Annotated in this window: 23 protein-coding genes; 9 read left to right on the forward strand and 14 right to left on the reverse strand. The window is 61.6% G+C overall.

The window, feature by feature from the left end:
• Window positions 1-9: 9 nt before the first annotated feature.
• Both KYT97_RS10645 and KYT97_RS10650 read left to right on the forward strand, forming a co-directional pair.
• Window positions 10-780: an LmeA family phospholipid-binding protein gene (locus KYT97_RS10645; RefSeq protein WP_033235524.1), complete on the forward strand. Its 771-nt coding sequence runs from the start codon at window positions 10-12 to the stop codon at window positions 778-780.
• A gap of 79 nt (window positions 781-859) precedes the next feature.
• Complete coding sequence (locus KYT97_RS10650) at window positions 860-2,368, forward strand: HNH endonuclease signature motif containing protein (protein WP_219112218.1); 1,509 nt, start codon at window positions 860-862, stop codon at window positions 2,366-2,368.
• Between the two features lie 38 nt (window positions 2,369-2,406).
• Here KYT97_RS10650 and deoC read toward each other — a convergent pair whose 3' ends face one another.
• Window positions 2,407-3,072, reverse strand: a complete 666-nt coding sequence (deoC, locus tag KYT97_RS10655) for a deoxyribose-phosphate aldolase (protein ID WP_033235526.1) — start codon at window positions 3,070-3,072, stop codon at window positions 2,407-2,409.
• 64 nt (window positions 3,073-3,136) lie between these two features.
• On the opposite strand from deoC, the gene purU reads away from it, so the two are divergent.
• The gene (gene purU, locus KYT97_RS10660; RefSeq protein WP_033235527.1) at window positions 3,137-4,024 is read left to right on the forward strand and encodes a formyltetrahydrofolate deformylase; all 888 of its coding nucleotides are present in this window, start codon (window positions 3,137-3,139) and stop codon (window positions 4,022-4,024) included.
• A 28-nt stretch (window positions 4,025-4,052) separates the two neighbouring features.
• On the opposite strand, the gene KYT97_RS10665 is transcribed toward purU, so the two are convergent.
• The 6 genes from KYT97_RS10665 to KYT97_RS10690 all read right to left on the reverse strand — a co-directional run bounded on the left by KYT97_RS10665 (window position 4,053) and on the right by KYT97_RS10690 (window position 9,321).
• Window positions 4,053-5,084: an alpha/beta fold hydrolase gene (locus KYT97_RS10665; protein WP_033235528.1), complete on the reverse strand. Its 1,032-nt coding sequence runs from the start codon at window positions 5,082-5,084 to the stop codon at window positions 4,053-4,055.
• A 50-nt stretch (window positions 5,085-5,134) separates the two neighbouring features.
• Window positions 5,135-6,070 (reverse strand): AurF N-oxygenase family protein, encoded by a 936-nt coding sequence (locus KYT97_RS10670; RefSeq protein WP_219112220.1) that lies wholly within the window; start codon window positions 6,068-6,070, stop codon window positions 5,135-5,137.
• Between the two features lie 105 nt (window positions 6,071-6,175).
• Entirely contained in the window at window positions 6,176-6,469 is a 294-nt protein-coding gene (locus KYT97_RS10675; protein ID WP_033235530.1) for a DUF2516 family protein, read from the reverse strand.
• A 93-nt stretch (window positions 6,470-6,562) separates the two neighbouring features.
• The gene (locus KYT97_RS10680) at window positions 6,563-7,432 is read right to left on the reverse strand and encodes a heparin-binding hemagglutinin (protein ID WP_219112222.1); all 870 of its coding nucleotides are present in this window, start codon (window positions 7,430-7,432) and stop codon (window positions 6,563-6,565) included.
• A complete protein-coding gene (locus KYT97_RS10685; protein ID WP_245006067.1) occupies window positions 7,422-7,931 on the reverse strand; it encodes a helix-turn-helix domain-containing protein in 510 nt (169 codons plus the stop codon). The genes KYT97_RS10680 and KYT97_RS10685 overlap by 11 nt, the downstream gene beginning before the upstream one ends.
• Before the next feature lie 106 nt (window positions 7,932-8,037).
• Window positions 8,038-9,321 (reverse strand): DUF445 domain-containing protein, encoded by a 1,284-nt coding sequence (locus tag KYT97_RS10690; RefSeq protein WP_033235788.1) that lies wholly within the window; start codon window positions 9,319-9,321, stop codon window positions 8,038-8,040.
• A gap of 136 nt (window positions 9,322-9,457) precedes the next feature.
• Between KYT97_RS10690 and KYT97_RS10695 the strand changes: the two genes are divergently transcribed.
• Both KYT97_RS10695 and KYT97_RS10700 read left to right on the forward strand, forming a co-directional pair.
• Window positions 9,458-10,192, forward strand: a complete 735-nt coding sequence (locus KYT97_RS10695) for a TetR/AcrR family transcriptional regulator (RefSeq protein ID WP_033235533.1) — start codon at window positions 9,458-9,460, stop codon at window positions 10,190-10,192.
• Window positions 10,193-10,241: 49 nt separating this feature from the next.
• The gene (locus KYT97_RS10700) at window positions 10,242-11,096 is read left to right on the forward strand and encodes a polyphosphate kinase 2 family protein (protein ID WP_033235534.1); all 855 of its coding nucleotides are present in this window, start codon (window positions 10,242-10,244) and stop codon (window positions 11,094-11,096) included.
• 29 nt (window positions 11,097-11,125) lie between these two features.
• On the opposite strand, the gene KYT97_RS10705 is transcribed toward KYT97_RS10700, so the two are convergent.
• The gene (locus tag KYT97_RS10705; RefSeq protein WP_033235535.1) at window positions 11,126-11,347 is read right to left on the reverse strand and encodes a hypothetical protein; all 222 of its coding nucleotides are present in this window, start codon (window positions 11,345-11,347) and stop codon (window positions 11,126-11,128) included.
• 100 nt (window positions 11,348-11,447) lie between these two features.
• On the opposite strand from KYT97_RS10705, the gene KYT97_RS10710 reads away from it, so the two are divergent.
• Complete coding sequence (locus tag KYT97_RS10710) at window positions 11,448-12,026, forward strand: DUF2231 domain-containing protein (protein ID WP_045063917.1); 579 nt, start codon at window positions 11,448-11,450, stop codon at window positions 12,024-12,026.
• A 55-nt stretch (window positions 12,027-12,081) separates the two neighbouring features.
• Here KYT97_RS10710 and KYT97_RS10715 read toward each other — a convergent pair whose 3' ends face one another.
• Window positions 12,082-12,510, reverse strand: coding sequence for a DUF6292 family protein (locus tag KYT97_RS10715; protein WP_045063918.1), 429 nt, complete (start codon window positions 12,508-12,510; stop codon window positions 12,082-12,084).
• A gap of 118 nt (window positions 12,511-12,628) precedes the next feature.
• On the opposite strand from KYT97_RS10715, the gene KYT97_RS10720 reads away from it, so the two are divergent.
• The gene (locus KYT97_RS10720) at window positions 12,629-13,900 is read left to right on the forward strand and encodes a glycosyltransferase (protein ID WP_095886755.1); all 1,272 of its coding nucleotides are present in this window, start codon (window positions 12,629-12,631) and stop codon (window positions 13,898-13,900) included.
• Window positions 13,901-13,979: 79 nt separating this feature from the next.
• Here KYT97_RS10720 and KYT97_RS31165 read toward each other — a convergent pair whose 3' ends face one another.
• Complete coding sequence (locus tag KYT97_RS31165; RefSeq protein ID WP_342393910.1) at window positions 13,980-14,519, reverse strand: STAS domain-containing protein; 540 nt, start codon at window positions 14,517-14,519, stop codon at window positions 13,980-13,982.
• 355 nt (window positions 14,520-14,874) lie between these two features.
• Between KYT97_RS31165 and KYT97_RS10730 the strand changes: the two genes are divergently transcribed.
• Window positions 14,875-15,306 carry an ATP-binding protein gene (locus KYT97_RS10730; protein WP_033235536.1) on the forward strand — a complete coding sequence of 144 codons (432 nt, stop codon included), beginning with the start codon at window positions 14,875-14,877 and terminating at the stop codon, window positions 15,304-15,306.
• The gene (locus KYT97_RS10735; RefSeq protein WP_033235537.1) at window positions 15,303-16,115 is read left to right on the forward strand and encodes a SigB/SigF/SigG family RNA polymerase sigma factor; all 813 of its coding nucleotides are present in this window, start codon (window positions 15,303-15,305) and stop codon (window positions 16,113-16,115) included. The genes KYT97_RS10730 and KYT97_RS10735 overlap by 4 nt, the downstream gene beginning before the upstream one ends.
• 19 nt (window positions 16,116-16,134) lie before the next feature.
• On the opposite strand, the gene KYT97_RS10740 is transcribed toward KYT97_RS10735, so the two are convergent.
• The 4 genes from KYT97_RS10740 to aceA form a co-directional block, all read right to left on the reverse strand.
• Window positions 16,135-17,175, reverse strand: coding sequence for an NAD(P)-dependent alcohol dehydrogenase (locus tag KYT97_RS10740; RefSeq protein ID WP_033235538.1), 1,041 nt, complete (start codon window positions 17,173-17,175; stop codon window positions 16,135-16,137).
• Window positions 17,176-17,240: 65 nt separating this feature from the next.
• Complete coding sequence (gene metE, locus KYT97_RS10745) at window positions 17,241-19,547, reverse strand: 5-methyltetrahydropteroyltriglutamate--homocysteine S-methyltransferase (RefSeq protein ID WP_033235539.1); 2,307 nt, start codon at window positions 19,545-19,547, stop codon at window positions 17,241-17,243.
• A gap of 90 nt (window positions 19,548-19,637) precedes the next feature.
• Window positions 19,638-20,534, reverse strand: coding sequence for a 3-hydroxybutyryl-CoA dehydrogenase (locus KYT97_RS10750; RefSeq protein ID WP_033235540.1), 897 nt, complete (start codon window positions 20,532-20,534; stop codon window positions 19,638-19,640).
• A 185-nt stretch (window positions 20,535-20,719) separates the two neighbouring features.
• The gene (gene aceA / locus KYT97_RS10755; RefSeq protein ID WP_003941533.1) at window positions 20,720-22,009 is read right to left on the reverse strand and encodes an isocitrate lyase; all 1,290 of its coding nucleotides are present in this window, start codon (window positions 22,007-22,009) and stop codon (window positions 20,720-20,722) included.
• Window positions 22,010-22,460 lie beyond the last annotated feature (451 nt).

The following is a 22,460-nucleotide window of genomic DNA, read 5'->3' on the forward strand; positions in this document are numbered from 1 at the left end:
ATCCCTGAGATGACTGTCGCAGCAAACAACGCGCCCCCGCGCAATCGTGTGCTCATCATCCTGCTCGTCGTGATCGCTGTACTGGTCGCAGCGCTTGTCGGCGGAGAACTCTACGTTCGCAATCAAGTCAAAAGCTGCATGGCCGACCAGTTTCAGAGTGAACTCGGCTCGCAGGTAGACGTGGGCTTGAGCTGGAAGCCTGTCCTGCTTCAGGCCATCGACAAGAAGGTCCCGTACATCACCATCGACAGTGACGATTCGTCATTCGGGCCGGCAACGGGAATGCAGGTCCACGCAAAGGTCAACGACATCAATCTCCAACCGTCCGACGGAAACAGCGGAACCATCGGAAGCTCGAGCGCCGATGTCACCTGGTCCACGGCCGGAATCCTGGCCACCCTCCAGGAACAGACCTTCGGCGGACTTGTCACCGGTGTCACGGCTGATTCCGCCGCGGGAACTTTGGCCTTCGACGTCGGACCGGCAGGTCTCGCGAAGCTCACGGTCAAGCCGACTATCTCGAACGGAGTTGTCGACGTACAAACCGTCGGCGCCGAGATCCTGGGATTCGGACTTCCGACCGACCTGGTCGACGGCATCGTCCAGACTCTGACCGACAGCCTGCAGACCTACCCGTTGGACATGAAGCCCACCGAGCTCACCGTTACCGATGACGCGATCGAGATTTCACTCGAGGGCGGCGCCTACGCGATGCCCGTTGCCAATGCCTCGGCCCAGAATGCATCCGCAGTCCCTGACAGCTGCGGAATTCTCACCTGATCTCTACCTGTTCTCGGACTTTTCCGACTGATTTCGAATAACCGTTCTATTCGAACAGAATTTCGATTACGGTTGGGGAATGTTCGATCCGGGGGTGGGAAGTTTCGGTATCTCGGCACAGCTGAGTGGTACCGAAACTGATTGCGCCCTAATCGATCTTATGAGTGACTTGCATTCATGTGAGGCGATGCTGGCCGAGCGGAAACTGGCCGTGGCGGCGGAGTTCTTCACCCGCCGCAGCGCCGAGCATGTCGAGGGCGGTACGTGGACGTCGTCGGCGCACGAGTTGGCGGAATCCGAGGTCGGCGCGGTCCTGACGATGGGCCGTGCCGCTGCCGGGAAGCTCATCGGGTTGGGTTTTGCTTTGAAGACGCGGTTGCATCGCACACGGGCCGCGATGGCCCGCGGCGAACTCGACTTCTACCGGGTGGGGTTGATCGAGTCCGCGACCGCGAATGTCGGTGACGAGCTGATCGACGAGGTCGAACGCTTGCTGCTCGAGCAGGTGTTGGCTCCACCGGTGGACGGTGGTACCGGTTTGACGGGTCGCCGGTTGACAGCGGCGATCGACCGGATCGTGGCCCGCGTCGATCCGGAGGGGATGCGGGAACGACGCCGCCGGGCCCTGGCGGATCGGTTCGTGGGGGTCAGTGCCGCCGAGGACGGGATGGCCCGCATCTTGGGCAGTATCCCGGCGGAGCAGGCCCGCGCCTTTGACGGCCGGTTGCGGGAGTTGGCGATGTCGGTGTGTCGCCGTGATTCCCGTACGTATGAGCAGCGGCGCGCGGATGCGTTGGGCGCTTTGGTGAGTGGTTCGACGGTGTTGGTGTGCGACTGCGACCGCGGTGATTGCCCGCAGGACCGCAGTGGTCTGGTGATCGTGCGTAGGCCGTTGGTGCATGCGGTGATGCACGATTCCGCCCTGCGCGCAGGGTCGGATGAACCTGCGCATCTCGACGGGTACGGGGTGATCAGTGCTGAGCATGCCCGTGACATCGCGAAAGACGCCACTGTGAGGGAAGTGCGAGTACCGGAAACACCTGAGCCCGACTCGGCATCGGTGTACCGCCCCGGGGCGGCACTCGATGCGTGGCTGCGGGTCAGCGCGGGCAGCTGCCAATGGCCGCACTGCGATGTCCCCGCCTGGAATTGCGACCTCGACCATAACGATCCGTTCAACCACGCGGACCCTGCGAAGGGCGGGAAAACGGTCGCGTCGAATCTGAGTGCGTTCTGCCGCAACCATCACCGCCTCAAGCATTCCGGGAAGTGGAGGCTCCACCCGAACCCGGATCGGAGCATCACCCTGACCTCGCAGACCGGGCATTGCTACCGCACCAGAGCCGCCGGACTACTCGCCGGAATGCAGGAACCACCGCCACCGGAAGGCGGAACCAGACGACGAACACGACTCGAGAACAAAGCCGCCCACATCCGAAGTGAACGCAAACATCGCCGCGTCAAGATTCAAAACCGGGCGGCGAAGAATGCGGAACGCAAACGGCGGCAAACCTTCCCGATCTCCACACCCCGAAAGCGCGTGCCCCACAAAACCGTCGACTACGGCAACGACCCGCCACCGTTTTGAATCAGGTCTGAATCACTTCCGAATCGGGTAATCCAGTGCTACTCCCCCAGACCATCGAGCACAGCACGGGTTCCCGAAAGCCCGAGGCGGGTGGCACCGGCAGCGATCATGTCGAGTGCTGCCTGCGTCGTGCGGATTCCACCGCTGGCTTTGACTCCCACCGACGGCCCGACGGTTTTGGCCATCAACGCAACAGCCTCGACGCTTGCCCCGCCGGCGGGATGGAAACCTGTGGAAGTTTTCACGAAGTTCGCGCCCGCATGTACTGCCGCGCGGCAGCATTCGACTATCGCTTCGTCGGGCAGTGCCGCAGTCTCGAGGATCACCTTCAGCACCGCGTGCTCGCCCATGGCTTCACGGACGGTGAGTACATCGGCAAGCACAGCGTTGTAGTCACCGGCGAGTGCTGCCCCGACATCGATGACCATGTCGATCTCGCGGGCACCTTGATCAACGGCAAGACGAGCCTCGGCACCCTTCACCAAGGAGTGATGCTTGCCGGACGGAAAGCCGACCACAGCGGCGGTGATCAGACCGTCGGCCCGGATCGGCAGCATCGACGGTGAGACGCACACAGCGAGAACGCCCAATTCCCGGGCCTCGTCGATCAACGCCGTGACGTCGGCGGCCGTGGCTTCGGGTTTGAGCAGGGTGTGGTCGACCATTGCGGCAACCTGTGAACGAGTGAGCGCAGCGTGGGCCATGAAAGAAAGCTTGGCATACGACCATGCGTCGAGCGGCACTGCGACACCTGAGAGACTAGGCGGTATGACCGCTGCACCCTCGACTGATGATCGACGCTACGTACTCTCCCTCGGCTGCCCGGACACGACGGGCATCGTCGCACGCATTTCGTCTTTCCTCACCGATGTCGGTGGCTGGATCGTCGAAGCGGCGTATCACGCTGACGCGGACACCGGTTGGTTCTTCACTCGTCAGGCAGTGCGGGCATCGTCGGTGAGTATCAGCATCGAGGAACTGCGTGAGCGTTTCAAGGCCGTTGCCGCCGAGATCGGACCCGAAACCGAGTGGACGCTGCACGATTCGGGGGCTCCCAAGAAAATCGTCCTGCTGGTGAGCAAGGAAGGTCACTGCCTTCACGACCTCCTCGGACGCGCGGCCGGCGGCGAACTCCCAGCCGAAATCAGCGCCGTCATCGGAAACCACGAGGATTTGCGCAGCGTGACCGAGCGTCACGGGATCGACTTCCACCACGTTCCCTTCCCCAAGGACCCGGCCGAACGCGGACCGTCCTTCGAGAAGGTGCGCGCCCTGGTCGACGCCCATGACCCGGACGCGGTTGTCCTGGCTCGGTTCATGCAAGTTCTGCCGCAGTCACTGTGCGAGCACTGGGCGGGCCGCGCGATCAACATCCATCACAGCTTCTTGCCGTCGTTCATCGGGGCCCGCCCGTACCACCAGGCTTTTGCTCGGGGTGTGAAGCTGATCGGTGCGACGTGCCACTACGTCACCGCGGAACTTGATGCCGGCCCGATCATCGAGCAGGACGTGATACGCGTCGACCATGCCGACGATGTTGCCGACATGGTCCGCCAGGGTCGCGATATCGAAAAGCTTGTTCTTTCCCGCGGTTTGCGGTGGCACCTCGAAGATCGGGTGTTGGTACACGGCCGCAAGACTGTGGTGTTCAGCTAGCAGGGTGTTCAGCTGGCAGGGCGTTCAGCTAGAGATTGCGCAACCGCACGATCTCGCGGTCGAATTCGTCGATGCTCTCGATGGACGACATGTGACCGACGCCGGGAATCACGATCAGCCGTTCGAGGTTGCCGGCTTCGTCGAGCACCTGCGCGAGTTTGCGTGCGTGGACGGGTGGCGTGAGTCGGTCGAGTGATCCGACGAGCACGGTGGTCGGCACTTCGAGATTGTCGAGTCCCTCGTGAATGTCGAGAGTGCTCAGGGCCGCTCCCCAACCGCCGCGGATGCGCGGCTTGCACTCTCGAACGATGTTCTCGCAGAACTGAACTTCGGCTTTGGTGGCGTTGGGCGACATCGAGACGTACTGGATCGCCTTGGTCATCGCGCCCGAGGACACGAATGGCACGGGCGAGCTGAGGATGGCGCGGCCGACCGGAACCGGCACCCGCGGGAAGCGTTCCGGCAGCGGAATCACGGTGGTTTCGGCAATCAGACGGTCACTTGCCGTGCTGGCCAGCATTACCGCCGACGCGTACTTCTTGACGTCGCCGGGGTGCTTTCCGGCCCACGCGATGATGCTCATGCCGCCCATGCTGTGTCCGACGATGACGGCTTTCTTGTCTTCACGGACGGTCGCTCCGAGCACTGCCGAGAGGTCGTCGGCGAGTACGTCGGGCCCAAGCGGAAGGGTGCCGACAGTACTGCGTCCGTGTCCGCGCTGGTCGTACGTGATGACCCGGTACTCGCCGGCCAGCGCGTTGACCTGTGGGTACCAGAATTCGGTTGAGCAGGTCCAGCCGTGACTGAGAACAATGGGATCACCGTCGACGGGGCCGTATGCCCGGATGTTGATGATCGCGCCGTCTTCGGTGGTCAGTTCGCTGATGTCCGCTTTGAACGTCGGGGTCTTCAAGAGTGCGTTCGGTTCGACGTCGGCAACGAGAGTGAGCCCTCTGGTGGAGCTACGACGACGGATAGCGGCGACGGCTGCCGCAAACGCTCCGGCTCCGGCAACTCCGGCCAATACCCGGAGTGTGGTGGTTCGCGAACTGCTGGACATGCATGTACCCCTGACTGAATTCGAAAGAAAATCGATACGGATGATGGGTGTCAGATGATGTGCGCTCGGCGCAGCAACATCGTTGACGGGCCGCCGATCAGGCCGACCTCGGTAAGAAACTCGACGGTATTCGCGCATCCTCGACGCACCATGTCGTGGTAGTGGACATTGTTTTTCGCGGCGTGGATTGCCGCTTCGGCGTCGAGTCCGGCGGCTGCGTAAACGTTCTTGTTCACGAGGCTGGTGACCACGAAGTAAGCGGTGACGGCAAGGACGAACCGGACGCGGGCTTGCTGGAACCGGGTGATGTTGGCTGCTCGTCGGACGGTTTCCTCGCGGGCGAATCTGATGTGGCGGGCTTCTTCGACAACGTGGATTCTGCTGACGGTTCGGGTGAGCGGTTGTACTCGGGCGTCTCGCATGAATTCGCGTTGCATCATGTCGAGGATTTCTTCGGCGAAGAGTGTTCCGCCGTAGGCCAGGGATCCGGTGGCCGTGGCCTTGAACGGGCGCGCAGCGGTGCGGATCCAGGTCTTCGGGCGGTAGGACGGGACGCCGAATTTGGCTGCGGAGCGCGCAAACATCGTGGAGTGCCGGCATTCGTCGGCGATTTCGGTGAGCGCAAATTGCACGTGCGCCGTGGAAGGATCGTGGAAGTAGATGTCGCGGACGAGCATCTGCATGAGGATCATTTCGAACCAGATGCCGGTGCCGGCGATGCTGGCGGCCTCGTGGATGGTGAGCGTGATGCGTTGTTGCTGCGTCATCTCGTCCCACATCGGCGTGCCGTAGAGGCTGCACCACTCGGGGCTCATCCCGTACAGGTCGCCGGGGACGGGAGCTTCCCAGTCGATTTCGATCAACGGGTCGTAGGACGTGCGGGCAGCCGAGGCAAGGAGCTTGGACGCTGTTTCCTGGCGGTCACCGGCACGCGTCAGTCGGGAGGGGCGCCGATCGTTCGTAGATCGACCATGCTCGACAGACATCGCAGTTCACTCCCCACGAGGACCGGCAATCTATGTGTGACTGCCGTTAACCCACAATAGCACCGCATAGTGCCACCCCGGTGGGGACGAACTGCGAAAAACGCGCTACCAGCGCGGACCGCGCTGGATGTCGTCCACGCGAGGCCGCACGTCAACGAGATAGACGCAGATTGCGACTACCGCGATGATGCCCAGCATTCCCACCGGAGACGTCACCAACAGCACCAAAGCCGCGACGACAAGGATGCCAAGCCAGATCGGCTTGGTCAGCTTGTTGACTGCGGTGAACGCGTCGGGGCGCTGCCGCACGGCATGCACGATCGCGAAGACAGCACCTGCCAAGGCAAGCAACTTCAGTGCGAGAAAAATCAGGCCGATAATGCCATCCACAGCTACCACGTCTTACATCCTAGTTTCCGTAGTCCGACATCACGAACAGAAGGCTCCTGCACCCGAGAGCGCAGGAGCCTTCTCACTTGTCGAGCCGGCCGATCAAGCCTTCTTGGTCGGTGCAGCCTTCGTCGGTGCAGCGGTCTTGGCCGGAGCGGCCTTCACTGGTGCGGCAGCAGCCTTCGCGGGAGCAGCCTTCGCCGGCGCAGCCTTGGCCGGTGCAGCCTTGGCGGGTTCAGCCTTCTTGGCAGCGGCCGTTGCGCGCTCCTGGACATCGGATGCGGCAGCGGTCACGCGAGCTGCAGCTTCCTTGGAAGCCTCATCTGCCTGGTCGCCGAGGTCGAGGACCTTGAGCGCAGCTTCGTCGCCCACATCGGCGATCTTCTCGCCGGCGTCGGAGATCTTCTCGCCAACCTCTTCGGCGGTGTCGGAGATGCGTCCGGCAGCGCGGCCGGCCAGCTTGGCAGCCTGCTCGCCCACGGCGCGCGTCTGACGGGCAACGGTTCCGAGTGCGTCTTCGGTCAGCTCGACGGCGTCACCGAGAGCGGACTCCGCAGCGGCGATGCCCTCTTCGACGGCCGGCTGCTTGCGGATGCGCTCAACTGCATCTTCGCCGCGCTCTGCCAGCGAGTTGTACAGATCGCCTGCAACCTTGAGGTATGCCTCGGCGACCTTGCGGAGCTCCTCGGGTGCAAACTTCTCGCGCAGCTCGGCGAGCTCCTCGGGCAGCTCGGACGGCAGGCCGGCGAGACGCTCACGAAGAGCCTCAACGCTTTCCACGACGTCGCCCTGCACTGCGGCGAACTTTTCGCGTGCACCGTCGACGCGGCCGGTGACCTCGTCCTGGCTGGTCTCGGCGCGCTCACGAACCTGGGCAACAACGTCGGCAACGGCCTGGACGACGAGGTCGCCGGCGCCGACTGCGGCGTAGATCGAGGTCTTGACGTTGTCGATGGCGGTCTTATCGGTCATGGTGTTCTCCTTCTGGGAGGTCTGAGTCCGGAGTTGTGGTGGGGGCTGCGCTCTGGGCTACTGCAGCGGGCCGCGTCGAATCGTTCTCCCGACAGAACGAGTCGTAGATCTCGAGCAGCACTTGTTTCTGTCGCTCGCTGATGGAGGTATCTGCGAGCACGGCGTCACGGATCGGACTATGTGGCCGTTGTTCGAGATATCCGGCCTGGACGTAGAGGACTTCCGAAGACACTCGGAGCCCTTTTGCTATTTGCGCGAGCACGTCGGCAGACGGTTTCCGTAGTCCTCGTTCGATCTGGCTGAGGTACGGATTGCTTACACCGGCGAGCTGTGCAAGTTGGCGCATCGAGACTTGTGCGGCTTCGCGCTGCGCACGAATGAATCCCCCGATGTCGTGTGCCGCAGAGCTGACGACGCGCGCTGCCAAGTCGCTGGCTCCGGCTGCGGCACCGGATGATTCACGTTCTCCTTCATCGGAGTTCGTCGACTTCGCAGACATTGCGTCTTCCCTTTCCTGTGGACATTTCCCAGAGTAGGAGAGGGTGCTAACTATTGCAAGCACTACTGCTAGCACTGGGGTGCACGTCACATTCGAGGGCCGATTACTAGCCGAAGATCAGCGTCGACACCGTGTAGATGAACAGACCGGCTATCGCGCCGACCACCGTGCCGTTGATGCGGATGAACTGAAGATCACGACCGACCTGAAGCTCGATCTTGCGACTTGCTTCTTCGGCGTCCCAGCGCTCGACGGTGTCGCTGATGACACCGGTGATCTCGTCGGTGTAGTTCTCCGCGATGTACGTCGTACCGGCGGCCAACCACCCGTCGACCTTCCCTCGCATCGACTCGTCGTCGCGCAGGCGGATGCCCAATCCGACGACGTTCTCGGCAACCTTGGTCCGCAGGGTGCTGTTGGGATCGTCGACCGATTCCATGATCAGCCGCTTCGCGACCTTCCACGTCGCCGACGCGAGTCCGGTGACTTCCTCTCGCCCCATGATCTCGGCCTTGATGCCCTCGGCTTTTTTGATCGTCTCCGGATCATTCTGCAGATCGTCCGCAAAATCGATCAGGAAGCGATTAGCCGCCAGCCGAACCTCGTGCTCGGGATTTGCCCGCACCTTCCACGTGAACTCGACCAGTTCCTTGTAGATCTTCTCGCCGAGCATCGCATCGACAAATTTCGGCGACCACGCGGGAGAGTCCCGGACGATCACCCGGTCGATGGTCTCCTGACTGCCGAGCGCCCACTGATGAGCGCGTTCGGCCAGCAGTTCGATGATCGGCAGTTGCTTGTTCTCCTTCAGAAGCTCACCGAGTACCCGGCCGATCGGCGGGCCCCACATCGGTTCTGCCAACCGCTTGACGATCGTGTGGTCGATGACCTGCGCGATGTCCTCGTCGCGCAGCACTTCTACCAGTCCCCGCAGGATCGTCGACGTCTCCGCGGCAACACGCGCAGCGTTGTCTCGCTCGGCCATCCACGTCCCGAGCCGCAGCGGGATCTGTGCCTGCTGCACCTTCGCGGACACAACGTCCGGGGCCAGGAAGTTCTGACCGACAAACGAACTCAAACTGGCCCCGAGCTGGTCTTTCTTGCGTTTGATGATCGCCGTGTGCGGAATCGGTATGCCCATCGGATGACGGAACAGCGCCGTGACGGCAAACCAGTCCGCCAGCGCGCCGACCATTCCTGCCTCGGACGCAGCCCTCACGTACCCGACCCACTCGCCCGCGCCGCGTGATTCCTGCCATCGACAGAACAGATAGACGACCGTCGCGAAACCGAGGAGACCGGTCGCGAAGAACTTCATCTTGCGGAGGTCCCGACGCTTGGCGTCGTCGCCGAAAGTCGAGTCGAAAGCGTTAGGGCTCAATTGCTGCACCCTTGCCATTGTGCCGAAAGCTTGTCGCTGGTGCGTCGAAGCCGCAGGTGCGTGCCCACCGTAATTCCCCGGACACTAAGCTGAAACGGAATGAGACCGCTCGGACGTGGATCGCACCACAGATATGAGATACCCCGTGGCTAAGAACGCTGTGCAGGACAACGAGCAGGTAGACGGCCCAGTTGTCGCTGACACGAAGCCCGAGAAGTCCGACGGACGCAAACGACGCTGGCGCGAACACAAGATCGCCAGACGTGAAGAGCTTGTCGACGGCACCATCGCAGCGATCCGGGCGCGTGGCCGTGAAATCGGTATGGATGAGATCGCGTCCGAAATCGGCGTTTCCAAGACTGTTCTCTACCGCTACTTCACTGACAAGAGTGACCTGACGACGGCCACGATGATGCGGTACGTCGAGACAATTCTCGCGCCGCGCATCTATCAGGCCATCAGCGACGAACTCGACGATTTCGAACTGACACACGCAACGATCACCGCGTATGTCGAGACTGTTGCGTCGGACCCGGCGATCTACCTCTATGTCATGGCAAACGGAGCCGGCGCAAGTCGTGACGTCGTCGCCGAGTCGGAGCGAATGATCGCCGAACTCCTGTCCACGGTGCTGGGCAATCGTCTGCGCGAGATGGAAATGGATTCCGGCGGATCTCTGCCGTGGGCGTACGGCATCGTCGGCGGTATTCAGTTGGCGACGCACTGGTGGATCTCCAACAAGTCGATGTCCGCTGAATCCTTGATCGACTACTTGACGATGATGACGTGGGGCGGCATCACCGGTATCGCCGCCGTCAAGGGTTCGCCGGCCAAGTTCAAATCCATGCCGCATCCGCTGATCGCTCCCGAAAACGACTGAGCCTGCAGTTCCCACGGAGGCCACCTCGGCTGTGGCACAGTCTCCGGGTATGACAGACGACTCGCTGTGGGAAACACCGGCCGTGACGATCCTTCGATCACAGCCTGGCTTCGATCTCGAAGGTCTCGACCGCAACAGCACTCCGGGATTCACCGGGAAGAAAGCTGACGGCGAGCGTCTCCTCGAAGAACGCGGCGCCGTGCTGTCTGGCTTGCAGGAAATGTTGTATGCCAACGGTCGCTCGGGTGACTCGCGGTCAGTCCTCCTCGTCCTGCAGGGAATGGACACCTCGGGCAAGGGCGGAATGGTCCGCCACGTCGTGGGGCACGTCGATCCGCAGGGCGTCGACCACGCGTCCTTCGGTGTTCCGACAGACGAGGAAAAGCAGCATCACTACCTGTGGCGGATCAAGAAGCAACTCCCCCGCGGCGGTTATCTCGGGGTGTTCGACCGCTCTCACTACGAGGACGTTCTTGTGGTGCGAGTTCACGATCTGGTGCCGCCGGATGTCTGGGGAGCACGTTACGACGAGATCAATCAGTTCGAGAAGGAACTGGTCGACGCCGGCACCACCATCGTCAAGGTCGCGATGTTCGTATCGCTCGACGAGCAGAAGAAACGTCTGCAGGAGCGACTCGACCGGCCGGAGAAGTACTGGAAGTACAACCCGGGCGACGTGACCGAACGGAAACTGTGGCCCGCATATCAAGAGGCCTATCAGGCGATGCTCGACAAGACGTCCACCGAGCACGCCCCGTGGTACGTCGTGCCGTGTGATCGCAAGTGGTACAGCCGCATCGCCGTCACCGAACTGTTGATCGACGCGTTCGAGAGCCTCGACCTGTCATGGCCACCAGCCGATTTCGACGTCGAGATCGAGAAGGCTCGACTCGCCGAGTCCTGATGGATATTCAAAAACAGCCTGATGGAGAGTCAGAACAAGTGGGGCGTTTCCCGATGCACCTTGTGATCGTGCCGAACGGTTCCGCTGTACAGCGCGATCATGAGGCCTATGGACACCGCTGCCGCCAACCCCGAAACCAGCGCCCAGCCGGCGTTGCCTGATCCGGCTGCGAAGAGGAATCCGCCCAGACAGACCACAGTGACTAGAACCAGGAAGTACGACGCCCAGGCCGCAAAGAGATTGAGCTTCATGTTGGCTCCTCGGATCGGATCTCTTTCGATTCGACCGTACGCCTGAGCACACAGCCCGACAAGCGGGTTTCCCCGGCGGCACCTGGGGTAGCCGAATTACATGAATATCGGAAACCTTTTCCGCAGAATCGAATCCGCCGACCAACTGGACGGTCCGTCCACAGGGCTTCAACGCAGAATCCTCGACGCAACCTCACGCTCACCGGCTACGCGCAAAGTTGCGTCGATCCTTCGTGGATCACCAGTCGAGCACCCGCTACATCCCGCACTGGTGGCCGTCCCCATCGGAGCGTGGACTGCATCCGTTGTGTTCGATTATGTTGTGCGGGACCCGAAAACAGTGCGCAACCTGATCCTTCTCGGACTGGTCACAACACCGCCCGCCCTCATCACGGGCTGGCTCGATTGGTCTGAACGCGACACGATCGCGCGCCGGGTCGGGCTCGTCCACGCCGCGAGCAATGCGGTAGGCATCGACGCTTTCCTGGTGTCGTACTTCTTGCGCAGCAACGATTCCCCGCCTCCGCTACTCGCGCGGTTGCTTTCACTGGTCGGGCTGAGCGCCATCGGTGTCGGCGGCGCAATCGGCGGGCACATCGTGTTCCGGCTGATGGATGATCTGGACACAGAGGCGGCGTCAGCGCCGGTCCTGGATCCGGCACTGAACGTAGTGAACTAGTTGATCTGAACGTAGTGAATTAGTTGTTCTGAACGTAGTGAGTTTGCGGATTCGATCAGTTCGCGTCGTGACCGTATTGACGGAGCAGGCGCGCAGTCCGATCGGAATCTGCCAGCGGACGATCGTTGGTCCACGACGCGCGTCGACGCATCCGGGCGTCAGGAGTGCCGACGCTCGCGCCGAATGCCGCGACCACGTCCGCAGTGGGCACTGCGTCGTCCCCGAAGTATCCGAGAACGATCAGATCCTCACCCGATCGGGTTTCCACTGCCAACGCCCAACCACATGTTTCCTCCCACAGCAATGCAACTTCCCGGCCGGGGAAACGTGGCACCTCTCGATCGAGGGCGATGTACGCCTCCATCGGATGCTCACCCCGGCAGCACCATTGCTCGATTCCTGCGCCGACGCCCTCGGCCACCGACTGGATGTACCGCTGGAATCCGAGCCCCACACTCGCGTCGACTAGTACCTGTTCGGTCATCGATCCACTCCTCACCTTGCGTGTTTGAAATGTGCCCATCCCGGGGCGCAGCGAAACCCGGTTCAGATCATGCACTGGGGGTATCCGAAGACGAAACAGTCAACCGAGAGGCGCCCAGATGACTTATTCGCCCGCCATCGCACCCGGACGAATGCTTAATATCTCCATGGTGTCGGTCAATGCGGACCCACTGGCTCAGGTGGGCAATTCCGTTGCCGGACGCCAGCATCTGCACGTCGACGAGTTGTCCTCGGCGCTCGTTCGCGCGGGCCATGACGTTACGGTGTACACGCGGCGGCAAAGTGCGCACGGTCCCGACCGTGTTCGCGCACGCGGTGGTTATACCGTCGTGTATGCCGAAGCCGGTCCGCTGCATGCGCTGAGCGACAAGGAACTACTGCAGTATCTCGGCGAATTCGGTAGTGAACTACGGAATTTGTGGACTCTGGACCGGCCCGACGTAGTGCACGCGCATTTTTGGATGTCGGGTATAGCCACGGAACTGGCAACGAGGATTCTCGGCATCCCGGTTTTGCAAACATTCCATTCGCTCGGTATCACGGAACGGCGCCATCTCGGCTTGTCCGACGAAAACCCCTCGGAGCGTTCCCATCTGGAGCAGTTGGTTGCGAAGGGTGCGACGCATGTAATCGCGACGAGCTCGGACGAGGTGTTCGATCTCGTCCGGCTCGGCTCGCCTCGCTCGCGGACAACCATGGTTCCGTCCGGCGTCGACATCGACCACTTCACTCCGGAGGGGCCGCGGGCAAAACGAAACGCGCCGCACCGATTGTTGTGCGTCGGAAGGTTGGTAGAGCAGAAGGGATTCGACATCGCGATAGCGGCTCTGGCGTCGCTGCCCGACACCGAATTGGTGGTGGCCGGCGGTCCACCGTCGTCAGGTCTGCCTACCGACGAGATCGCCACGCAGTTGCAGAAGCTCGCCGAACGACTGGGCGTCGCGGATCGAGTGAAACTGCTCGGCCGCGTTCCCCACCAGTCGCTGCCGAAGTTGATGCGGTCGGCGGACGCACTGCTCTGCACGGCCCGCTACGAACCGTTTGGCATCGTCGCGCTCGAGGCTATGGCTTGCGGTGTTCCCGTTGTCGCAACACCGGTCGGCGGGCTGCGCGACACCGTGGTGGACGGACTGACCGGGCACCGCGTTCCGGTCGACAATCCGAAGCAGACCGCGAGGGTGGTTCGGCACTTGCTCGACAACGCTGAGGAAGGAGCCTTGTTCTCACGCGCGGGCAGAGCCAGGATGTGCGAATCGTATTCGTGGGAACACGTGGCCGGCGAAGTTGTGCGGACCTATGGTCGCTGCGTCACCGCGCCGCCCCGCACGCGGGCGCACAGAGTCGCTCACCGAAGCGAAGTAGCTCGGTGAGCGACCCGATTCTCCTTAAGTTCGATTCGCCTTAACGCTGTATCTCCGATACTCCTTAACGCCGTATGACTCAGCGCTTTCAGGCAAGGAAACGTTTGGTTTCGCCGAGGCCGACTGCGTGCTCCAACGAGGTGTAGCAGTCGAACATGGATTCCTGGCCGGCGGCCCTGAGGAGACGCTGAACCGGTCGACCACAGATCAAGGCAAGAGCACCACCGGCATCCCGGGTGAGCGTGGCAAGGATCGACAACGACGACAACCCGCACATACCCATGAATTCGAGATCCGACATGTCGACAACCAGGGTCCGACCCGGCACAACCTGGCTGGACAGATAATCACGGAATGCGTTGACGCTCAACAAGTCGATTTCACCGCGAACCGAAATCACGACCGTAGAGGCACTGACCTTGTTCGCGCGAAACGAGGCGGTCGACGTCGCCGATGGCGGCGGACCGTAGTCGAGCGAACCTCGACCTGCGTACGAAAAGCCCGGTTTCGAACCTACGTTCGCCTTCCCAGGGACAGACGATCCAGAGACGGACGGCCCGGAAAGAGGCGATCCTGGAACAGATGATTTTGGAACAACAGTCATGGTTCTCCCATCCCGCAACGGCATACACTGTGCAAAGAAACGGGGGACATCCACCAGGGGCGCACGCGATATCGGGCCCCATAAATAATGGATAATCCCTCATCGGCTGTGTGCTCAACCTCGGTTAGGAACAGTACCCCGAGATGACGGAGGTCACAAGCGCGGTGTGAGCGTTCGGTTCGGTCGCACGTCACGAGCTGGTGGTCGAGGTTGCGCAAAGTTGTGGTTTGAACTGCACCCTTTGGAGGTAATCCCCATTAAGCGTCTGCGCACCGGCGTAGATATTTTCTGTATAGGGGTGTCTGTGATCGTATCGGTCGGTATGGTTCACCGCACCAGCGTCCGGGGCCGGCACCTGGTACGACGATCCGGAGAACTCATGCCACATCTCAGCGCAATCGAACCCGATCAGGATCGCACTCAACCCGTCGTCGAGTTGAGAATCCGGGCAACCCTTGACCAACTGTCGATATTGCGGGCGCTCGCTGCGACCGTCGCGATTCAGGAGAGCTTCGACCTCGACGCCATCGCCGACATCAGGCTGGCCATGGATGAGATCTGTACGCATCTCATCGTCCGAGCTCTCCCCGATTCTGTACTGGTGTGCCGATTTGTCTACGCGGCGTCCCAATTACATATTTCGGTCGCGACCACGACAGCTGAGTCCGACGGTGCCGACCAGCGATCCTTCGGGTGGCACGTCCTCACCGCCCTCACCGACTCGATTTCCCTTGATCAAGAAGAAGATCCGAATGGCGCCGGGTACATCACGACTATGAAGTTCACCAAAGCCGACGGCAGGCGCCAGTGACATCGTCCGCTCGCGGGGCATCGCCCGAGCATGGCCCACCGCGGCCGCGTCGTCGGTCGACAGACGAGTATCGAGACGTCATAGCCGTTTTCGAGAAGTTGGACACCCTCGATCGTCACGGAGTTGAGTACGAGCGAGTGCGGGCCGCGCTCATCACGCGCTGCCTGCCGCTGGCCGAGCACATTGCCCGGCGCTTCGACGGCCGCGGCGAGGCACATGACGACCTTGTTCAGGTCGCACGGCTGGGTCTGGTCAACGCGGTCGACCGGTTCGATGTCAGCCGTGGATCGGACTTCGTATCGTTTGCCGTCCCCACTGTCATGGGAGAAGTCCGTCGACACTTCCGGGACACCGGCTGGGCGGTCCGCGTTCCTCGCCGCATGAAGGAATTGCACTTCCAACTCGGCCAGGCGATCAGCGAGCTGTCACAGCAGTTGGGGCACGCTCCGACCGTCGACGAACTTGCGGCGACGCTGGGTGTCGAACGCGAAGAAGTAGCCCAAGCGCTCATCGCCGGAAACGCTTATCAAACAGTGTCGGTCGACGGCGCTGCGTCCAACCACACCGACGATCTTCCCCTGGTGGAAACTCTCGGCGATTACGACGCAGCTCTCGAAAATGTCGAAAATCACGAAGCTCTGCGGCCACTGCTCGAGAAGCTACCTGACCGGGAAAGGACCGTGTTGATGCTGCGGTTCTTCGGCAATCTCACGCAGACGCAGATCGCCGAGAAGGTCGGGGTATCGCAGATGCATGTGTCGCGGTTGCTCGCGAAGACTCTCAGTAGCCTTCGCGAGCAACTCGACTAACCCGCAGTAGCGACCGCGATCAGATTGTGGCCGTGTCGATGACAAATCTGTAACGGACGTCGCTTGCGACCACGCGATCGTAAGCGACGTTGATCTCGCTTGCCGGAATGAGTTCGATCTCGGCTCCGATTCCGTGTTCGGCGCAGAAGTTCAGCATCTCCTGCGTCTGCGGAATGCCGCCGACCATGCTGCCGGCCAGGCTACGACGGTTCGCGGCAAGCGAGAATGCGCGCACCTCGATCGGCTTCTCCGGCAATCCCAATTCGACCAAGGTTCCATTGAGTGCGAGCAACGACATGTACGCGTCGATGTCGAGGTTGACCGACACGGTGTTGAGAATCAGGTCGAACTGTCCACGCAATGCCTTGAACGTTCCGGGGTCCTTGGTGGCGTAGTAGTGATCCGCACCGAAACGCAGACCGTCGTCCTGCTTGCTCAGTGATTGACTCAGGACGGTGACCTCGGCCCCCATCGCTTTGGCGATCTTCACACCGACATGGCCGAGACCACCGAAGCCGATGATCGCAACCTTCGTGCCCGGTCCGGTTTTCCAGTGCCGTAGCGGCGAGTACAACGTGATACCTGCACACAGAAGTGGCGCCGCGACATCGAGTTCGATGCCGTCGGGGATCGAAAGAACAAAGTGTTCGTTGACGACGATGGACGTCGCATACCCACCTTGGGTGCGCTCGCCGTCGCGACCCTTGGCGTTGTAAGTGCCGGTCACTCCGGTGCGGCAGTACTGCTCCTCACCGGCGACGCACATGTCGCATTCCCCGCAGGAGTCGACAAAACAACCGACACCCACGCGGTCGCCGACCTTGTGCGTCGTCACCTCGGAGCCGATCGCGGCAACTACACCCGCGATTTCGTGGCCCGGGACAACCGGGTATTTTGTTCCGCCCCACTCATTTCGGGCGGAGTGGATGTCGGAGTGGCAGATTCCGGCAAACTTGATGTCGATGAGAATGTCCAGTGGACCGAGCTCGCGTCGTTCGATGGTGGTCTTCTCCAGAGGACCGTCAGCGGACATAGCGGCGTAAGCAGCAGCAGTAACCATGGGTACATGCCTACTCGCGCAAGAAGGGACCTGCAAATTGCAGGTCCCTTCTTGTACCGATTTGTCTAGTTGTCGGTATCCTGAGCGTTCTCGGCCCGGCGACGCAGTCGTCTCGCCGCCGCAACCAAGTTGCGCAGTGACGGCTCGAGCTGCCACGGATGGCGGGTCTTGAGCCCACCGTCCGGGTTTGCCCACAAACGATCGAGAGAAATCGATTCGCTTGCCTCCGTGAGCAATTCGTCGAGTTCGTCGATATCCGGGATCCTCGCCGAACGGGACTCGTACACACCGGGTCCGACGCCGTGTGTGAGCGCGCCTTCCTTCAGTGCGTCGAGCACCCACGTGATGGAGCGGGTCGCGACGATAGCCGTCACATCGGCGTCCAACCGTTCGATGGCGTCGACCACCGACGACCGAGCGGAGTACGTCAGATGCGTGTGGATCTGTGTTTCCGGCTTCGCTCCACCTGTTGCCAGACGGAACGCGTCGACGGCCCACTCCAGGTAGGCCTCCCGGCCGTCCTCACGTAGCGGCAGCAGTTCACGAATTGCAGGCTCGTCCACCTGGATGATGGCGATGCCGGCCGCTTCGAGATCTGCAATTTCGTCCCGAATGACAAGGGCCAGTTGCTCTGCCGTTTCGTAGAGCGGCTGATCCTGACGGACGAAAGAACGGGCGATCATGGTGACCGGTCCGGTGAGCATGCCCTTGACCGGCTTGTCGGTCAGCGACTGCGCGTACGCAATCCATTCGACCGTCATCGGCTTCGGACGCGCGATGTCTCCGTAGAGAATCGGCGGACGCGTGCAACGAGATCCGTAGGCCTGCACCCAACCGTTGTGCGTGAAGGCATACCCTTCGAGCAGTTCGGCAAAGTACTGGACCATGTCGTTGCGCTCGTGCTCGCCGTGCACGAGGACGTCGAGTCCGATGTCCTCTTGCAGGCGGATGGTGCGTTCGATCTCTTCCTGGATGCGCTTGTAGTAGTCTTCCCACTCCAACCGACCCTCGCCGAGTTCGTAACGTGCCTGGCGGATTTCGTTGGTCTGCGGGAACGAGCCCAATGTCTGAGCCGGCACCAAGGGCAGGTTCAACCGTTCCTGCTGAGCCTTACGACGCTCTTCGTACGGAGCGCGGATACGATCTTCGGGCTTGACCGCGTTGACCCGAGCTCGCACGGCGTGCTTGAGCTTGAAGTGCACCTTTGTCGGACGCTTGCGCCACTTGTCCGACGGACCTTCGGTGAGGGCCTTCGCAAGTGTCACGACCTCGCCGACCTTCTGCTTGGCAAAGGCCAGACGATCCGCGACGTCTCCCGGGATGTCGTACTCGGAGAGCACGTCGTACGGCACGTGCAGCAGCGAAGACGACGTGGAGACAACAAGATCCGGGACAACGTCCTTGAGCTCGTTGAGGTAAGTCAAGGTGTTGAAACGATCGACTCGCCAGACGTTTCGGCCGTCGACCACACCGGCGTAGATCCGCTTGCGCTTGATGTGGGGAACCGCAGCCAGTTCTTCGGCCGTGATCCGGCCGTGCACGAGGTCCAGTCCGAATGCCTCGATCTTGGTGGCAGCCAGGATGTTCAGAGCCTCGCCGAACTTGCCGTACGGTCCTGTGACCAGCAGACGCGGACGCAGCGGCGCGGTGGACAGCTTCTCGTACGCCCGCTTGAGCGCATCGAGCTCTTCTGCCGAGCGATCCTCCGTCACCGAAGGCTCGTCCAGCTGAACGCATGTTGCACCGGCCTTGGCCAACTGCTCGAACAGCTTCTCGTACACGGGAAGTAGATCGTCGAGTCGATCGAGCGGCGTGAAATCGGCGTCGACCGCTTCGGTTGCCGGCCCCACCTTGGAGAGCAGAAGCAACGACACCGGTCCCATGATCACGGGACGCAGTTCGATGCCTCGTTCCTTGGCGCGCTCGAATTCGTCGAGCAACGCCTCCGAGTGGAGTGAGAACTCGGTGGCGGCGTCGATCTCGGGCTGACGGTAGTAGTAGTTGGTGCCGAAGAACCGGACCAACTCGAGGGGCGGGAAGTCTGGACGTCCACGCGCCATCGTGAAGTAGAAATCGAGTGGGTCCAAAGCGCTTTCGAGCGGCTTGAACCGCTCGGGCACTGCGCCGAACAGCAAGGCGTTGTCGAGAACGTGATCGTAGAACGAGAAGGTATTGCCGGGAACCTGACTCAATCCCGTTGCAGCCAATTCGCTCCAGGTCGATTCCTGAAGTTCCTTGGCAACCGCGAGAAGTGCGTCCTTGTCGGAATTGCCGTGCCAGTAGGACTCGAGGGCACGCTTGAGCTCCCGCCGCGGCCCGATGCGCGGGTACCCCAGGACGCTGGAGCCGAATGCTGCAGTGCTGCTGGACATGCGGTCGACCTTTCTAACCGAGGGGCGCAAGCGCCCTGTGCGCCTTTGTGGTAGCCGGAACTACCAGAAAGGCGCACAGGGCCATTGGCCTTAGCTTGCCTGCTTGGCGGAACGACCGTTGTCGGTGTACTCGTAGAACCCTGCGCCGGACTTCTTACCCGTCAGACCGGCCTCGACCATACGGAGGAGCAGCGGCGGGGCGGAGTACAGCGGCTCCTTGAACTCTTCGTACATGGAGTCGGCGATGGACTTGACGGTGTCGAGTCCGACCAGGTCCGTCAGAGCCAGCGGACCCATGGGGTGCGCGAGGCCGAGAACCGTTGCCTTGTCGATGTCTTCCTTGGTGGCGAAGCCCGACTCGACCATGCGGATGGCCGAGAGCAGGTACGGCACCAGGAGTGCGTTGACGACAAAGCCGGAGCGGTCGGCACTGCGGACAACCTGCTTGCCAAGGACGTCACTGGCAAAAGCCTCGGCGCGCTGCGACACCGTGGAGCTGGTCTTGAGCGTCGTCACCAGTTCGACGAGCGGCAGAACCGGCACCGGGTTGAAGAAGTGCATACCGATGACTCGCTCGGGACGCTTGGTCGAGATCCCCAGCTTCATGATCGGGATCGACGACGTGTTGGACGCGAGAACCGCATCCGGATCCGTCACGACCGCGTCGAGCTCGGCAAAGATTTCGCTCTTGATCTTCTCGTCTTCGACGACGGCCTCCACAACGAGCTGGCGGTCCGCGAAATCTCCCAGATCGGAGGTGAAACGCAGACGCCATGCGGCCTGCTCACGCTCACGTTCTGTGATCTTTCCGCTGCTCACGCCGCGGTCGAGCGAACGCAGGATGCGTGAACGCCCGGCTGCTGCAAGCTCGCGAGTCTGCTCGAAGACCAGAACATCGACATGTGCGCGGGCGCACACCTCGGCGATTCCGGCACCCATGATTCCGGCGCCGATAACGCCGACGCGCTGAATTTTTTCGCTGGTCACGTCAGCTCCTTGTTTGTCTCGTGGAGTTTGTCTGGTGGAGGTGTAGCTGTGGAAGCACTTCGAACCGCGTCGACGCTGATGGCCGGCGCAATCGGAACTGCTTTGAAGACGGAAGAGAAGTAGTGCGGTGATACAAGCAGGGGAGAGACCCGAAGCCGAGCCTCTCCCCCACCCGATGTCAGTTCTTAGTGGAACTGTCCCTCTTCGGTGGAGCCCTTGAGAGCTGCCGTCGAGGTGTTGGGGTCAACCGTGGTGGCGATGGTGTCGAAGTAGCCGGCGCCAACCTCACGCTGGTGCTTGATGGCGGTGAAGCCACGCTCTTCGGCTGCCTTGAACTCGCGCTCCTGCAGGTCGACGAATGCCGTCATACCTTCACGGGCGTAGCCGTAGGCCAGGTCGAACATGCCGTAGTTGAGCGAGTGGAAGCCTGCGAGCGTGATGAACTGGAACTTGAAGCCCATCGCGCCGAGCTCCTTCTGGAACTTCGCGATGGTCGCGTCGTCCAGGTGTGCCTTCCAGTTGAAGGACGGGGAGCAGTTGTAGGCCAGGAGCTGGTCCGGGAATTCGCTGCGAACGGACTCGGCGAACTTCTTTGCAACCTCGAGGTCCGGCACGCCGGTCTCCATCCAGATGAGGTCTGCGTACGGTGCGTAAGCCTTGGCGCGAGCGATGCAGGGCTCGATGCCGTTCTTGACGCCGTAGAAGCCTTCAGCCGTACGGGTTCCGTCGAGGAACGGGCGGTCGCGCTCGTCCACGTCGGAGGTGATGAGGGTTGCGGCCTCAGCGTCGGTGCGGGCGATGATGACGGACGGAACGTCCGCGACATCGGAAGCCAGACGAGCCGAGGTCAGGGTGCGGATGTGCTGCTGCGTGGGGATGAGCACCTTGCCGCCGAGGTGGCCGCACTTCTTCTCCGAAGCGAGCTGATCCTCCCAGTGAACGCCTGCTGCGCCGGCGCCGATCATGGCCTTCTGCAGCTCGTAAGCGTTGAGAGCGCCACCGAAGCCGGCTTCGGCGTCGGCAACGATCGGAGCGAGCCAGTTGCTGACGGAGGTGTCACCCTCGGTCTTGGCGATCTCGTCGGCGCGCAGCAGTGCGTTGTTGATGCGACGAACGACGGTCGGAACCGAGTTGGCCGGGTAGAGGCTCTGGTCCGGGTACGTGTGGCCCGAGAGGTTAGCGTCGCCGGCAACCTGCCAGCCGGAGAGGTAGATGGCCTTGAGGCCGGCGCGAACCTGCTGCACAGCCATGTTGCCGGTAAGTGCACCGAGGGAGTTGATGTAGTCCTCGTTGTTCACGAGATCCCAGAGGATCTCGGATCCGCGGCGAGCGAGGGTCTGCTCCTCGACGACGGTGCCCTGGAGCTTGACGACCTGATCGGCCGTGTAGTTACGAGTTACGCCCTTCCAGCGAGGGTTGGTGTCCCAATCCTGCTGAAGCTCTGCTGCGGTCTTCGGGGTGCCGGTGGTCGACATCAAGACTCCATCTCTTAGATCTACTGGTCCGGCCCGTTGTGAGCGGTACGTGCGTACTGCTTCACATCCTTGCCAGGCCCTTTTTGTGTACTCATCGAGAATGACACATCGAAAAAGTGCCGTCTACCTGTTGCTAATGCCAATCTTCGCTAGCTTTTCAACACACTTTGCTAAGACTGTGAAGATCGAGAGGGGTTCAAACCTCGCCAATCGGGCAGGTTTCCTACTGGCCGGTAGCAAGAAACTGCAGGCTGTGAACGAAATGCACGCAACCCTCTGCGACGACGTCGGTGCGCCGCCGACGGGCAACTCCAGCATCACTCCCAGCAACATTTTGTGACTCGAAGTGACCGCAATCACGCCCGTCTGGGTGGAATTCGCAGATTCCCGTGCGCAGGCGGGATTTATTGCACACAAGTTGCCTCGAAACGTGCGCTTCGGCCTGATTTCG

This window comes from Rhodococcus globerulus (assembly GCF_019334125.1).
GTDB classification, from domain to species: Bacteria; Actinomycetota; Actinomycetes; order Mycobacteriales; family Mycobacteriaceae; genus Rhodococcus_F; species Rhodococcus_F globerula.